Annotated in this window: 11 protein-coding genes and 2 riboswitches; of the genes, 1 reads left to right on the top strand and 10 read right to left on the bottom strand. The window is 65.6% G+C overall.

The annotated features are described in order from the left end of the window. Positions 1–15 precede the first annotated feature (15 nt). From lipA to gcvH, 6 genes are all read right to left on the bottom strand, one after another. Positions 16–984: a lipoyl synthase gene (lipA, locus tag ACZ2IA_RS08530; RefSeq protein WP_470292149.1), complete on the bottom strand. Its 969-nt coding sequence runs from the start codon at positions 982–984 to the stop codon at positions 16–18. A gap of 4 nt (positions 985–988) precedes the next feature. After that, complete coding sequence (gene gcvT / locus ACZ2IA_RS08525) at positions 989–2107, bottom strand: glycine cleavage system aminomethyltransferase GcvT (protein WP_470292148.1); 1119 nt, start codon at positions 2105–2107, stop codon at positions 989–991. Positions 2108–2117: 10 nt separating this feature from the next. Beyond that, positions 2118–3497 carry an L-serine ammonia-lyase gene (locus ACZ2IA_RS08520; RefSeq protein ID WP_470292147.1) on the bottom strand — a complete coding sequence of 460 codons (1380 nt, stop codon included), beginning with the start codon at positions 3495–3497 and terminating at the stop codon, positions 2118–2120. A gap of 17 nt (positions 3498–3514) precedes the next feature. Beyond that, positions 3515–4786 carry a serine hydroxymethyltransferase gene (gene glyA, locus ACZ2IA_RS08515; RefSeq protein WP_470292146.1) on the bottom strand — a complete coding sequence of 424 codons (1272 nt, stop codon included), beginning with the start codon at positions 4784–4786 and terminating at the stop codon, positions 3515–3517. An 83-nt stretch (positions 4787–4869) separates the two neighbouring features. After that, entirely contained in the window at positions 4870–7740 is a 2871-nt protein-coding gene (gcvP, locus tag ACZ2IA_RS08510; protein WP_470292145.1) for an aminomethyl-transferring glycine dehydrogenase, read from the bottom strand. Between the two features lie 16 nt (positions 7741–7756). Further along, positions 7757–8131 (bottom strand): glycine cleavage system protein GcvH, encoded by a 375-nt coding sequence (gcvH, locus tag ACZ2IA_RS08505; protein ID WP_470292144.1) that lies wholly within the window; start codon positions 8129–8131, stop codon positions 7757–7759. 226 nt (positions 8132–8357) lie between these two features. Continuing rightward, a riboswitch (glycine riboswitch) is annotated at positions 8358–8447 on the bottom strand. A gap of 521 nt (positions 8448–8968) precedes the next feature. After that, a riboswitch (glycine riboswitch) is annotated at positions 8969–9068 on the top strand. Between the two features lie 350 nt (positions 9069–9418). Here gcvH and ACZ2IA_RS08500 point away from each other — a divergent pair. Then, the gene (locus ACZ2IA_RS08500) at positions 9419–10816 is read left to right on the top strand and encodes an amino acid permease (RefSeq protein WP_470292143.1); all 1398 of its coding nucleotides are present in this window, start codon (positions 9419–9421) and stop codon (positions 10814–10816) included. 256 nt (positions 10817–11072) lie between these two features. On the opposite strand, the gene ACZ2IA_RS08495 is transcribed toward ACZ2IA_RS08500, so the two are convergent. Genes ACZ2IA_RS08495 through ACZ2IA_RS08480 form a run of 4 tightly spaced genes read right to left on the bottom strand, consistent with a single transcriptional unit; the run spans position 11073 to position 13459 of the window. After that, positions 11073–11393: a non-heme iron oxygenase ferredoxin subunit gene (locus ACZ2IA_RS08495; protein ID WP_470292142.1), complete on the bottom strand. Its 321-nt coding sequence runs from the start codon at positions 11391–11393 to the stop codon at positions 11073–11075. A 1-nt stretch (position 11394) separates the two neighbouring features. Then, complete coding sequence (locus ACZ2IA_RS08490) at positions 11395–11748, bottom strand: SUF system Fe-S cluster assembly protein (RefSeq protein ID WP_470292141.1); 354 nt, start codon at positions 11746–11748, stop codon at positions 11395–11397. Positions 11749–11753: 5 nt separating this feature from the next. Further along, entirely contained in the window at positions 11754–12206 is a 453-nt protein-coding gene (gene sufU, locus ACZ2IA_RS08485; protein WP_470292140.1) for a Fe-S cluster assembly sulfur transfer protein SufU, read from the bottom strand. Further along, positions 12206–13459 carry a SufS family cysteine desulfurase gene (locus ACZ2IA_RS08480; RefSeq protein ID WP_470292139.1) on the bottom strand — a complete coding sequence of 418 codons (1254 nt, stop codon included), beginning with the start codon at positions 13457–13459 and terminating at the stop codon, positions 12206–12208. Before ACZ2IA_RS08480 ends, sufU begins: the two co-directional genes overlap by 1 nt. Positions 13460–13464 lie beyond the last annotated feature (5 nt).

Raw genomic sequence — 13464 nt, 5'->3', positions numbered from 1 at the left:
TGCGGGTAGGGGCTGTTAGGCGACCAGCTCGCCACGGGCCTGCAGGTCGGCGTGGTAGCTCGATCGCACCATCGGCCCGGCTGCCACCTGAGAGAAGCCGAGCTCGAGCGCGATCCGGCGCAGTTCGGCGAATTCGGCCGGAGTCACGAAGCGCTTCACCGGCAAGTGGTGACGGCTCGGCTGCAGGTACTGGCCGAGCGTCAGCATGTCGACCCGGTGGGCACGCAGATCGCGCAGCACCTCGACGATCTCGTCGTTGGTTTCGCCCAGACCCACCATCAACCCCGACTTGGTCGGCACGTCCGGCCGCTCGGCCTTGAACGCTTCCAAGAGCGCGAGTGAGTGCGTGTAGTCGGCGCCCGGCCGAGCCTCGCGGTAGAGCCGTGGCACGGTCTCGAGGTTGTGGTTGAACACGTCGGGCGGCGTGTCGGCCAGCACTTCGAGCGCCGTGTCCATCCTGCCGCGGAAGTCCGGCACCAGCGTCTCGACGCGGATGCTGGGGCTGAGTCGCCGCGTCTCGGCGATGCAGGCGGCGAAGTGCGCCGCGCCGCCGTCGCGCAGGTCGTCGCGATCGACCGAGGTGATCACCACGTATTTCAGCTTCATCGCGGCGATCGTTTCGGCCAACCTTGCGGGCTCGTCGGCATCGAGCGGGTTCGGCCGGCCGTGGCCGACGTCGCAGAACGGACAACGCCGCGTGCAGATGTCGCCCATGATCATGAAGGTGGCGGTGCCGTGGCTGAAACATTCGCCCAGGTTCGGGCAGCTCGCCTCCTCGCAGACGGTGACGAGCTGGTGTTCGCGCAGCGTCTTTTTCAGCGCGACGACCTCCTTGCTGCCGGGAAAGGCGGCGCGGATCCACTCGGGTTTGCGCAGCATCTCGCTCTTTTCGGTCGGGGCGATCTTGACCGGGATGCGCGCCATTTTCTCGGCGGCCGACAGCTTGATGCCGGCCTCCAATTTGGCGGGTTTGACGGTGCTCATGGTGTCAGCCCCGGTAGTAGCGTTGCGGCACGAACGGGGTCTTGGCGACCTCGATCACTACCGGCTTGCCGCGCACGATCGCGTAGAGCGCGGTGCCGACCGCCGCGTGCGCGCTCGCGACATAGCCCATGCCGACCGGGCCGCCGAAGCTCGGGCCGAAGCCGCCGCTGGTGACCTTGCCGATCACGTTGCCGTCGGCGTCGGTGATCTCGGCGCCTTCGCGCACCGGCACCTTGTCTTTGACGACGAAACCGACGCGCTTCTTCGCGACGCCGTCGGTGATCTGCCGCGCGACGACGTCGGCGCCCGGATAGCCGCCGGCGCGTTCGCCACCGGGGCGGCGGTTCTTCGACAGCGCCCACAGCAGGCTGCCCTCGATCGGCGTGGTGCCGGTGTCGATGTCGTGGCCGTACAGGCACAGGCCGGCTTCCAGGCGCAGCGAGTCGCGCGCGCCAAGACCAATTGCCTCGACCTCCGTTTCGGCCAACAGCCGGCGCGCCAGCGCTGCGGCGTGCTCGGACGGCACCGAGATCTCGTAGCCGTCCTCGCCGGTGTAGCCCGAGCGGCTGACGTAACAAGCCACGCCGTCGAGCTCCAGTTGGGCGTTCTGCATGAAGGTCAGCTCGGCAGCGGCCGGCGCCAGGCGCGCGAGCACCGTCGCGGCGGCCGGGCCCTGCAGCGCGAGCAGTGCGCGGTCGGTCAGCTCGACGACTTCGCACTGGCCGGCGAGGTGGCGTCTCATGTGCGCGATGTCCTGTTCCTTGCAAGCGGCGTTGACCACCACGTACAGCACGTCGTCGCCGAAGTTCGACACCATCAGGTCGTCGAGGATGCCGCCGTGCCCGTCGGTGAACAGCGCGTAGCGCTGCTGGCCCGCCGGCAGGTCGATGATGTCGACCGGCACCAGGCTCTCCAGCGCGGCGGCCGCGCCGGGCCCGATCAGCTTGACCTGGCCCATGTGCGAGACGTCGAACAGGCCGGCCTGCGCGCGGGTGTGCAGGTGTTCCTTCAGCACGCCGAGCGGATACTGCACCGGCATCTCAAAGCCGGCGAACGGGACCATCTTGGCGCCCAGTTCGATATGCAGGTCGTAGAGCGGAGTGCGGTTCAGCGGTGCGTTCATTGCATAGTCCTCAGCATTCGATCACGTTGACGGCCAGGCCGCCGCGCGAGGTTTCCTTGTATTTGGTCTTCATGTCGGCGCCGGTGTCGCGCATGGTGCGGATCACCTTGTCGAGTGAGATGAAGTGGCTGCCGTCGCCCTTCAGCGCCATCCGTGCGGCATTGACCGCCTTCACCGACGCCATCGCGTTGCGCTCGATGCACGGCACTTGCACCAGGCCGCCGACCGGGTCGCAGGTCAGCCCCAGGTTGTGCTCCATGCCGATCTCGGCGGCGTTTTCCACCTGCAGTACGCTGCCGCCCAGCACTTCGGCCAAGCCGCCGGCCGCCATCGAGCAGGCGACGCCGACCTCGCCCTGGCAGCCGACCTCGGCGCCGGAGATCGACGCGTTTTCCTTGTAGAGAATGCCGATCGCGGCGGCGGTGAGCAGGAAGCGCACCACGCCGTCGTCGTTGGCGGTGGGGAGGAAGCGGGTGTAGTAGTGCAGCACCGCCGGGATGATGCCGGCCGCGCCGTTGGTGGGGGCGGTGACCACCCGCCCGCCGGTGGCGTTCTCCTCGTTGACCGCCAGCGCGTAGAAGCTGATCCAGTCGAGGATGGTGAGCGGGTCGCGCAGCGCCGCCTCCGGGTGGCTGGACAGCTTGCGGTACAGCTCGGCGGCGCGGCGCTTCACCTTCAGGCCGCCGGGCATGATGCCCTCGCGCTCCGAGCCGCGCTTGACGCACGCCTGCATCACGTCCCAGATCGCGAGCAGCCCGGCACGGATCTCGGCTTCGCTGCGCCACACCTTCTCGTTTTCCAGCATCAGCTGGCTGATCGACAAGCCGTGCTCCTCGCACAGCGCGAGCAGCGTCTTGGCCGACTTGAACGGGTAGGGCAGCACCGTCGCGTCGGGCACGATGCGGTCGGCGCCGGCCGCTTCTTCGTTGACAACGAAGCCGCCGCCGACCGAGTAGTAGACCTTGCTCGCCAGCACCTCACCGTCAACGTCGTAGGCGGTGAAACGCATGCCGTTGGGGTGGTAGGGCAGCGTCTCGCGGCGGTAGAGGATCAGGTGTTCCTTCTCCTTGAAAGCAATGCGACGCCGACCGAGCAGGGTCAGCTCGCCCGCCGCGCGGATCGCCGCGACGCGGGGTTCGACGCTGTCGGTGTCGACCGTGTCGGGCTCCTCGCCCTCCAGGCCCAGCAGCACCGCCACGTCCGAGCCGTGACCGCGACCGGTCGCGCCGAGCGAGCCGAACAGCTCGGACTTCACCGCTGCCGTTCTGTCCAGCAGGCCGTGTTCGGCCAGACCGTGGGCGAAGCGCGCGGCGGCGCGCATCGGCCCGACGGTATGCGAGCTCGACGGCCCGATCCCGATCTTGAACAAATCAAATACGCTGATGGCCATGATGCGCGCCTCGCCGTTTATTTGCCGTAAACCGGGAAGGCCGCGCACAGCTCGGCGACCTGGTGCTTCACCCGCTCGATCACGGTCGGCTTGTCGAGGTCGGCGAGGATGTCGCAGATCCAGCCGGCCACCGCGCGCACCTCCGCCTCCTTGAAACCGCGCGTGGTCACTGCCGGGGAGCCGATGCGGATGCCGCTGGTGACGAACGGCGACTGCGGGTCGTTCGGCACGGCGTTCTTGTTGACGGTGATGTGCGCGGCACCCAGTGCGGCGTCGGCCGCCTTGCCGGTCAGCCCCTGGCGGACCAGGCTCAGCAGGAACAGGTGGTTGTCGGTGCCGCCTGAGATGATGTCGTAGCCGCGTTCGACGAACACCGCCGCCATCGCGCGAGCGTTGGCGATCACCTGTTGCTGGTAGGCAGCGAAGGACGGCTGCAGCGCTTCCTGGAACGCGACCGCCTTCGCCGCGATCACATGCATCAGCGGGCCGCCCTGGATGCCCGGGAATACGATGGAGTTGAGCTTCTTCTCGATGTCCGGATTCGACTTGGCGAGGATCAGGCCGCCTCGCGGGCCGCGCAGCGTCTTATGCGTGGTAGTGGTCACCACGTCGGCGAACGGTACCGGGTTCGGGTACAGACCGGCGGCCACCAGCCCCGCCACGTGGGCCATGTCGACCAAGAGGTAGGCGCCGACCTGGTCGGCGATGGCGCGGAAGCGCGCCCAGTCGATCACCCGCGAGTAGGCGGAGAAGCCGGCGACGATCAGCTTCGGTTTATGTTCGAGCGCGAGCTTCTCGACTTCGTCGTAGTCGATCAGGCCGGTATTGGTGTCGATGCCGTACTGGACGGCGTTATAGATCTTTCCCGAGAAGTTGACCGAAGCGCCGTGGGTGAGGTGGCCGCCGTGCGCCAGGCTCATGCCCAGCACCGTGTCGTGTGGCTGGATCAGCGCCATGTAGACGGCGGCGTTGGCCTGCGAGCCCGAGTGCGGCTGCACATTGGCGTAGTCGGCGCCGAACAGCTGCTTGGCGCGATCGATGGCCAGCTGCTCGACCACATCGACATGCTCGCAGCCGCCGTAGTAGCGCTTGCCCGGATAGCCCTCGGCGTACTTGTTGGTCAGCACCGAGCCCTGCGCCTGGATCACGCGCGGGCTCGCGTAGTTTTCCGAGGCGATCAACTCGATATGGTCTTCCTGGCGGAAGCGCTCGGCTTCCATCGCCTGCCACAGCGCGTCGTCGAAACCGGCGATTTGCAGCGGCTGGCTGAATTGTTCTTGGCGGGACATCTGTTTCTCCTTTGTGAGGGCTGTAGCCACCGTTCGGCCAACCTTTGGGTGATAGGGTTGGCCGAACAGCGGCGTCTTCAGTTTCAGTCTTCGTAGGCCGACAGCGGCGGGCAGCTGCAGACGAGGTTGCGGTCGCCGTAGACGTTGTCGACGCGGCCGACCGACGGCCAGTACTTGTTGGCGTGGTCGCGCTCCAGCCCTCGCGGGAACACCGCCTGTTCGCGGCTGTAGGCGTGGCTCCATTCGCCGGCCAGCACCGCCGCGGTGTGCGGCGCGTGTTTCAGCGGGTTGTCGTTGGCGTCGCTGCGGGCTTCCTCCACCGCGCGGATCTCCTCGCGGATCGTCACCATCGCCTCGATGAAGCGGTCGAGTTCGGCCTTCGATTCCGACTCGGTCGGTTCGATCATCAAGGTGCCGGCCACCGGGAACGACATGGTCGGTGCATGGAAGCCGAAGTCGATCAGCCGCTTGGCGATGTCCTCGACGCTGATCCCGGTGCTGTCCTTCAAGGGCCGCACATCGACGATGCACTCGTGCGCGACGCGGCCGTTCGGGCCGGTATAGAGGATCGGGTAGTGCGGCGCCAGTTTGGCGGTGATGTAGTTGGCGTTGAGGATCGCTACCTCGGTCGCGCGCTTCAGGCCCGCCGCGCCCATCAGCGCGATATAGGTCCAGGTGATCGGCAGGATGCTGGCGCTGCCGTAAGGCGCCGCCGACACCGCGCCGCCGCCGCCGAGACTCCCCGCCTTGTGGCCGGGCAGGAACGGGGCGAGGTGCGCCTTCACGCCGATCGGGCCGACGCCCGGGCCGCCGCCGCCGTGCGGGATGCAGAAGGTCTTGTGCAGGTTCAGGTGCGACACGTCGCCGCCGAAGCCGCCCGGTTGCGCCAGGCCGACCAGCGCGTTCATGTTCGCGCCGTCGATGTAGACCTGGCCGCCGTGCGCGTGCACCACGTCGCACACCTCGCGCACCCGCTCCTCGAACACGCCGTGGGTGGACGGGTAGGTGATCATGATCGCGGCGAGCTTGTCGCTGTGTTGCTCCGCTTTCGATTTCAGGTCATCGACGTCGACGTTGCCGGCCTCGTCGCACGCGACCACCACCACCTTCATGTTCGCCATCTGCGCGCTGGCCGGGTTGGTGCCGTGCGCCGACGACGGGATCAGGCAGACGTCGCGCTGCGACTCGCCGCGGCTGGCGTGGTAGGCGCGGATCGCGAGCAAGCCGGCGTACTCGCCCTGCGAGCCGGCGTTCGGCTGCAGCGACACCGCGTCGTAGCCGGTGATCGCACACAGCATAGACTCAAGCTCCTGGGTCAGCTCGCGGTAGCCGGCGGTTTGCTCGGCCGGGGCGAACGGGTGCAGCTTGCCGAATTCCGGCCAGGTCACCGGGATCATCTCGGTGGTGGCGTTCAACTTCATCGTGCAGCTGCCCAGCGGAATCATGGTGCGGTCGAGCGCCAGGTCCTTGTCGGCGAGGCGGCGCAGGTAACGCAGCATCTCGGTCTCCGAGCGGTACAGCTGGAACACCGGGTGCGTCAGGAAGTCGCTGGTCCGGACGAGCGGCGCCGGGATCGCGTCGGCGGCCTGCGCTTCGAGTGCGGCGAAGTCCGGCGTGACCTTGCCGAGCGCGAACAGGCTCCACAATGCCACGACGTCGGCCGAAGTCGTCGTCTCGTCGAGCGAGATGCCGATGCGGGTGTCGGCGCTGGCGCGCAGATTGACGCCGCGCGAGCGCGCCTGCGCATGCAGCACGTCGGCGTGGTTGGCGGTGTCGACCGAGACGGTCACCGTGTCGAAGAACGACTCGGTCGGTACCGAATAGCCGAGCTCGCGCAGCCCTTCGGCCAACGTGGCGGTCAGCCTGTGCACGCGGCGGGCGATCGCGGTCAGCCCCTCGGGGCCGTGGTAGGCGGCGTAGAGGCCGGCGATGATCGCCAAGAGCGCCTGCGCGGTGCAGATATTGCTGGTGGCCTTCTCGCGGCGGATGTGCTGCTCGCGCGTCTGCATCGCCAGGCGCAGCGCCGGGCGGCCGTGGCTGTCGACCGATACGCCGACCAGGCGGCCCGGCATGGTGCGCTTGAACTCGTCGCGGGTCGCGAAGTAGCCGGCGTGCGGGCCGCCGAAGCCCATCGGCACGCCGAATCTTTGAGTCGTGCCGACCGCGACGTCGGCGCCGAATTCGCCCGGCGGGGTCAGCAGCGTCAGCGCCAGCAGGTCGGCGGCGACGACGACGAGCGCGCCCTGTGCGTGGGCGGCCTCGGTGACGGACCGGTAGTCGATCAGGTCGCCGTGCGAGCCCGGGTACTGCAAGAGCACGCCGAAGCACTCGAAGCCGGCGAGATCGCGGCGCGGGTCGCCGACGACCACCTCGATGCCCAAGGGCTCGGCGCGGGTCTTCACCACTTCGATGGTCTGCGGATGGCAGTCGCGGGCGACGAAGAACACCGCGCTCTTCGATTTGGACAGGCGCTGACAGAAGGTCATCGCCTCGGCCGCGGCGGTCGCCTCGTCGAGCATCGACGCGTTGGCGATCTCAAGCCCGGTCAGGTCGGTGACCATGGTCTGGAAGTTCAGCAGCGCCTCGAGGCGGCCCTGCGAGATTTCCGGCTGGTACGGGGTGTACGCGGTGTACCAGGCCGGGTTCTCGAACACATTGCGCAGGATCACCGGCGGGGTGTGGGTGTCGTAGTAGCCCATGCCGATGTAGGACTTGAACACCTGGTTGCGCGCGGCGATCTTGGCGAGGCGCTCCAGCACCTCGGCTTCGCTGCAGCCGTCGGCGAGGGCGAGCGGGGCGGCCAGGCGGATGCTGGCGGGGACGACCTCGTCGATCAGTTCGGCGAGCGAGTCGACCTGCAGTTCGGCCAACATCGCCTGCTGTTCGTCGGCGCCCGGGCCGATGTGGCGGCGCTGGAACAGCGCGTCCTCTTTGAGCGAATCATCACGGAACATGGCAGCTCTCCCGGGCTTATTGGTCGATCAGGTTCTGATAGGCGACATCGTCCATCAGACCGTCCAATTGGGCTGGGTTGTCGAGGCGGATGCGGAAGAACCAGCCGTCGCCCTCGGGCGCGTCGTTGACCAGGCTCGGTTCGTCGGCGAGCAGGCTGTTGACCGCGACGATTGTGCCGTCGACCGGCAGCTTGATCTCGCCGGCGGCCTTCACCGATTCGATCGTGGCGGCTTCCTGGCCCTGGGTGAACGATTCGCCTTCTTTGGGCAGCGCGACATAGACCAGGTCGCCCAGCAGGTTCTGCGCATATTCGGTGATGCCGACCGTGACGCTGCCGTCGTCTTCCAGACGCAGCCATTCGTGGGATTCGGTGTATTTGGTCTCGCTCATTGCTCTCTTCCTGACAGGATTGTGTTGGGATAAAACACAGCCAACGTCAGTCGGAGGGCGAGACGGAAGGGGCGATCGCGGGATCGGCAGCCGGGTCTGTCGGGGGCGCTCCAGGCTGACGTCAGCCTGTTGCCCCCTCTGTCCTTTGTGCCTGAGAGATTACGCGCCAGCGGGGCTGGCGCTTTTCCTTCGGCGAGGCCACGCGGGCCTACTCTCCAGAGAGCTCGTCGATGCAGCAGTCCTTTTGCCTGAGAGTTTCTGGGGCGATTCCCCTTCGGCGCCGCCCGGGTCGGGCGATCTCTCCTGCAGCATCCGTGAAGCTTTTTCCAAGCTAATGGAAACGCTGAAAGCCTGTCAACAGAAAAACACTCTTGGCATGGTTTATTTCTCTCGAGAGAAAAACCGGGCATTAAATCAAACGGCCGATTAAACTAACTTCAAATTAAATTGTTTCTACGGGAAATAACGCTGTTGCAAAATGAATACGCTGGAAATGGGTATTTTTTAATTCGGGAAATGCTGCGCCGCAGCGCAATGTTTGATCGAATTCCAGCCTAACTCCCTATAGAAAGCTTGCTGATGCCGGTGCAAATCGGTTTTGCGGCAATTGAAATTGGCCGTGGTTACCATTATCGCGAAGTCGGAAATATTGCGATGCACAATATTAATTCCTCACTCACCGATTGACAGCGGCTTCGAGCCTACCTAGATTTTCCGCAGCTTCCGCTCCTTCGGTACGACGAGGGGCGGGACGATGCAGCTGGAGAGATCGCCCGACACGGGCGGCGCCGAAGGGGAATCGCCCCAGAAACTCTCAGGCAAAAGGACTGCCGCATCGACGAGCTCTCTGGAGAGTAGGCCCGCGTGGCCTCGCCGAAGGAAAAGCGCCGGCCCCGCTGGTGCGTAATCTCTCAGGCAAAAGGACAGAGGGGGGCAGACGTCGTAAACCTCGGGCACCGACTGAGCCCCAACTGCCGGCCGGCGATACGCCGAGGTTTGCGCTCCCCCACATCGCCCAGGAGAGGCCATGCGTCCCTATCCCGTTAACGATTCCTAGCGAATCCGCCTGACGAACCCCCCGACAGAATCCGGCCCGGCAATCCAGCATCGGGTTTTGTCCCCGGTTCTAACACACCGCGCGCCCGCCATTCCTTCTCGCCTATCGGCCAGAAGGCGGTGCCCGGCTGCGCCGGTGAAATCCCTGCTGATCTAATTCGACCGTCCCGTGATCGTGCGAAGAGGCATGCGCCGACTCAAGCGACGGCAAGGTGTGCAAAGGAGAAACGAATGCAAGAGCAACAAGACAAGTTGCATCGCGGCCTGGAGGAGCGCCACATCAATATGATGGCGCTCGGTGCCGCGATCGGCGTCGGCCTGTTCCTCGGCTCGGCGACCGCGATCAAGATGGCCGGCCCGGCCATCATACTGTCTTACGCGATAGGCGGCGCCGCCATCTTCATCATCATGCGTGCGCTCGGCGAGATGGCGATCCACAACCCGGTCGCCGGTTCGTTCAGCCGCTACGCACAGGACTATCTGGGGCCGTTGGCCGGCTATCTGACCGGCTGGACCTACTGGTTTATGTGGATCGTCACCTGTATGGCCGAGATCACCGCCGTCGCCGTCTATATGGCCGTGTGGTTCCCGGGCACGCCGGGCTGGGTCTGGGCGCTGGCCGCGCTGGTGTCGATGGCGTCGGTCAACTTCATCGCGGTGAAGGCGTACGGCGAGTTCGAGTTCTGGTTCGCGCTGATCAAGATCGTCACCATCGTGCTGATGATCGTGTCCGGAGCGGGGACGATCTTCTTCGGCTTCGCCAACGGCGGCATTGCTACCGGTATCGCCAACCTGTGGCAGCACGGCGGCTTCCTGCCCAACGGCATGCAGGGCGTGCTGATGGCGCTGCCGATGGTGATGTTCGCGTATCTTGGCGTGGAGATGATCGGCCTGACCGCCGGCGAGGCGAAGAACCCGAAGAAGTCGCTCGCCCGCGCGATCGACACGGTGTTCTGGCGCATCCTGATCTTCTACATCGGCGCCTTGCTCGTGATCCTGTCCATCTACCCGTGGAATCAGATCGGCACCACGGGCAGCCCGTTCGTGATGACCTTCGAGAAGATGGGCATCCCGGCCGCCGCCGGCATCATCAACTTCGTCGTGCTGACCGCCGCGCTGTCCTCGTGTAACAGCGGCATCTTCAGCACCGGCCGCATGCTGTACAACCTGGCGCAGCAGAAGCAGGCGCTGCCAGTGTTCGCCAAGGTTGGCCGAAACGGCGTACCGGTGCCGGCGGTGCTGATGTCGGTGCTGCTGCTGCTGTTCGGCGTGCTGCTCAACTACGTCGCGCCGAAAGAGGTGTTCGTCTGGCTGACCGCCGTTTCCACCTTCGCCGCGATCTGGACCTGGGGCGTGATCTTGCTCTCGCAGCTGCGCTTTCGCAGCCGGCTCAGCCGGGTGGAGCTGGCCGCGCTCTCGTATCGGATGCCGTTCTACCCGTACGGCTCGTACCTCGCCGGTGCGTTCCTGCTGCTGGTCATCGGCCTGATGGCGTACTTTCCCGACACCCGCGTCGCGCTGATCGTCGGCCCGGTGTGGCTCGCGATGCTGGTGATCGTTTATTACCTGCTGGGTTACAACAAGCAGAGCCAGGAGACGCAGCCGGCCACCGCCGAGCAATCGATCTGATTAAAGTGGTAGGCAAACAAGAGGCGCTCTCACGCCTTATGTGAGTGAGCGTTCTTTGTCTGTGTAGGGTTTCCCGATATGCCGTATCGACGGCGTATCGGGTTTTCTTTTGCGCCCTAAGCGTAGACATCGGATTCTGCCGCAGCTGCCGCTGCAACACCGAACACCGCTTCAAGCGATCAGAGGCCGGCAAACAAGCCGGCCTAAACGCTTTGTCAAACGCGTAACCAATCGTCCGGGACCGGACAAATAGGCTCTAATCGAAGCGGTCGTCCCTGACCTGCACCATGCCGTCTTCGACGCGAACCGGGAAGGTCGCCACCGGCTCATACGCCGGTGGCGAAAGCGCCGCCCCGGTGACCAGCGAGAAACGCGCCTCGTGGCGGGGGCAGGTGATCTCCAGCCCTTCGACACGGCCGTACGACAGCGTCTCAGCCTCATGGGTGCAGACGTCCTCGATGGCGTAGTAGTGGCCGCCGACGTTGAACACAGCGATCGGTACGCCTTCCACATCTACGGTGCGGAAGGTGCCGGGCGGGAAGTCCGCTTCCGCGGCGATGTCGATCCATTCGGACATGTCATAGCAACCCTAGTTGCAAGCGCGCCGCTTCGCTCATCGATTCCTGGGTCCAGGGCGGCTCCCAAACCAGTTCGACCTGAACGTCGTTGACCCCCTCGACCTGCCGCACGGCGTCGACTACGGTGGCGGGGAAGGTCTCTGCCACCGGACAGCCGGGGGCGGTCAGCGTCATCCGGATAGCAATATTGCCGGTGTTCGCGTCGACATCCAGCTCATAGATGAGGCCCAGGTCGTAGATGTTGACCGGAATCTCCGGGTCGAAGACGGTGCGCAGCGCGGCGATGACTTGGGCATTCAACGAGTCCTCGTTCCCGGTTTCGTCGATCTTCTTCAGCCAGTCGATGATGCCCATGTCTGTTACTCCGTGGAAACGGGTTCGGCTTGGTTGTGCAACGCTGCGTGCAGGGTGTGCCAGGCCAGCGTGGCGCATTTCACCCTGGCCGGGAATTCCTGCACACCTGCCAGCACTTCCAGCTTGCCCAAGGGGACGACGGCCGCCGACGTTTCCGCTGCGCCAGTCACCAGCGCACGGAAGCTGGCGAACAGGGCCTCGGCTTCCGCCTCGGTTTTGCCCGGCAGCGCTTCTGTCATGAGCGAGGCCGAGGCGATGGAAATAGCGCAGCCGGCGCCTTCGAAACTCGCCGCCTCGACAATCCCACCTGCAAGCTTGAGATAGACCGTCAGCTGGTCCCCGCACAGCGGGTTGAAGCCCTCGGCACTGTGAGTGGCTTGCGCCAGCCGGCCGAAGTGGCGGGGGCGGCGGCTGTGGTCGATGATGACCTCCTGGTAAAGGTCGCGCAGATCGGACATCAGGCAAACACCTCCCGAACCTTGGCGAGGGCGGCGAACAGCGCATCCACCTCCTCACGCGTGTTGTACAGCGCGAACGAGGCGCGCACCGTGGCCGGCACGCCGAAACGTTCCATCACCGGCATGGCGCAGTGGTGGCCAGTGCGCACCGCGACACCCTCAAGGTCGAGGATGGTGCCGACGTCGTGGGGGTGCACGCCGGCGAGGACGAAGGACAGGATGCTCGCCTTGTCGTGGGCGGTACCGATCACTCGCAGGCCGGGGGTTCCGGCCGCCAGTCCGGTGGCATAGTCGAGCAGGGCATGCTCGTGAGCGGCGACAGCGTCCATGCCCCGTGAATTCAGGTAGTCGATGGCCGCACCGAGTGCGATGCCGCCGGCGATGTTAGGTGTGCCGGCCTCGAACTTGTAGGGCAGGTCGTTGTAGGTGGTCCCGTCGAAACTGACCTGTTTGATCATGTCGCCGCCCCCCTGGTAGGGCGGCATGGATTCGAGCAGCGCCTCCTTGCCGTAGAGCACACCAATGCCGGTAGGACCGTAGAGCTTGTGCCCGGAGAAAGCGTAGAAATCGCAGTCCAGGGCCTGCACGTCCACCTTCAGGTGGGGCACTGCCTGGGCACCATCCACCAGCACCGCCGCGCCATGGGCGTGGGCCAGGTCGATCAGGCGCTTTACCGGGTTGATGGTGCCAAGGGCGTTGGAAAGATGCGTCACCGCGACGAGCCGGGTGCGCGGGCCGAGCAGATGCTCGAAGGCGTCCAGCATCAGCTCGCCGGCGTCGTTTATGGGCGCCACTCGCAGCACCGCGCCGCTGCGCTGGCAAAGCAGCTGCCAGGGTACGATGTTGGAGTGGTGCTCCATGGTGGTAATCAGGATCTCATCGCCCGGCCGCAGGCGCTGGCCATAGCTTGCCGCGACCAGGTTGATGGCCTCGGTGGTGCCGCGCACGAACACGACCTCCTCGCGCTTGCCCGCATTGATGAAGCGCTGCACGGTATCGCGTGCCGCCTCGTGGGCATCGGTGGCCTCCTGGCTCAGTCTGTGCACGCCGCGGTGGATGTTGGCGTTGTACTCGGCGTAGTAGTGCGCCTCGCAGTCGATGACGCTCTGGGGCTTCTGGCTGGTGGCTGCATTGTCCAGGTAGACCAGCGGCCTGCCGTGCACGCTTCGGCCAAGGATGGGGAAATCGCGCCGCAAGCTCGCCACGTCCAATGGGATCGGAGCCGAACCTTGCCGCGTCGTCAGTTCGTTCATCGCGA

This window comes from Crenobacter sp. CS_VA4 (genome assembly GCF_055597485.1).
This window is presented reverse-complemented; position numbering and strand designations above follow the sequence as displayed.

Coding starts and splice junctions, on each gene's coding strand:
- sufU (WP_470292140.1), bottom strand. CDS start 12,206: ATGTCCGATCTGCGCGACCTTTACCAGGAGGTCATCATCGACCACAGC.
- gcvT (WP_470292148.1), bottom strand. CDS start 2,107: ATGAACGCACCGCTGAACCGCACTCCGCTCTACGACCTGCATATCGAA.
- ACZ2IA_RS08495 (WP_470292142.1), bottom strand. CDS start 11,393: ATGTCCGAATGGATCGACATCGCCGCGGAAGCGGACTTCCCGCCCGGC.
- ACZ2IA_RS08490 (WP_470292141.1), bottom strand. CDS start 11,748: ATGGGCATCATCGACTGGCTGAAGAAGATCGACGAAACCGGGAACGAG.
- glyA (WP_470292146.1), bottom strand. CDS start 4,786: ATGTCCCGCCAAGAACAATTCAGCCAGCCGCTGCAAATCGCCGGTTTC.
- gcvP (WP_470292145.1), bottom strand. CDS start 7,740: ATGTTCCGTGATGATTCGCTCAAAGAGGACGCGCTGTTCCAGCGCCGC.
- ACZ2IA_RS08520 (WP_470292147.1), bottom strand. CDS start 3,497: ATGGCCATCAGCGTATTTGATTTGTTCAAGATCGGGATCGGGCCGTCG.
- lipA (WP_470292149.1), bottom strand. CDS start 984: ATGAGCACCGTCAAACCCGCCAAATTGGAGGCCGGCATCAAGCTGTCG.
- ACZ2IA_RS08480 (WP_470292139.1), bottom strand. CDS start 13,459: ATGAACGAACTGACGACGCGGCAAGGTTCGGCTCCGATCCCATTGGAC.
- ACZ2IA_RS08500 (WP_470292143.1), top strand. CDS start 9,419: ATGCAAGAGCAACAAGACAAGTTGCATCGCGGCCTGGAGGAGCGCCAC.
- gcvH (WP_470292144.1), bottom strand. CDS start 8,131: ATGAGCGAGACCAAATACACCGAATCCCACGAATGGCTGCGTCTGGAA.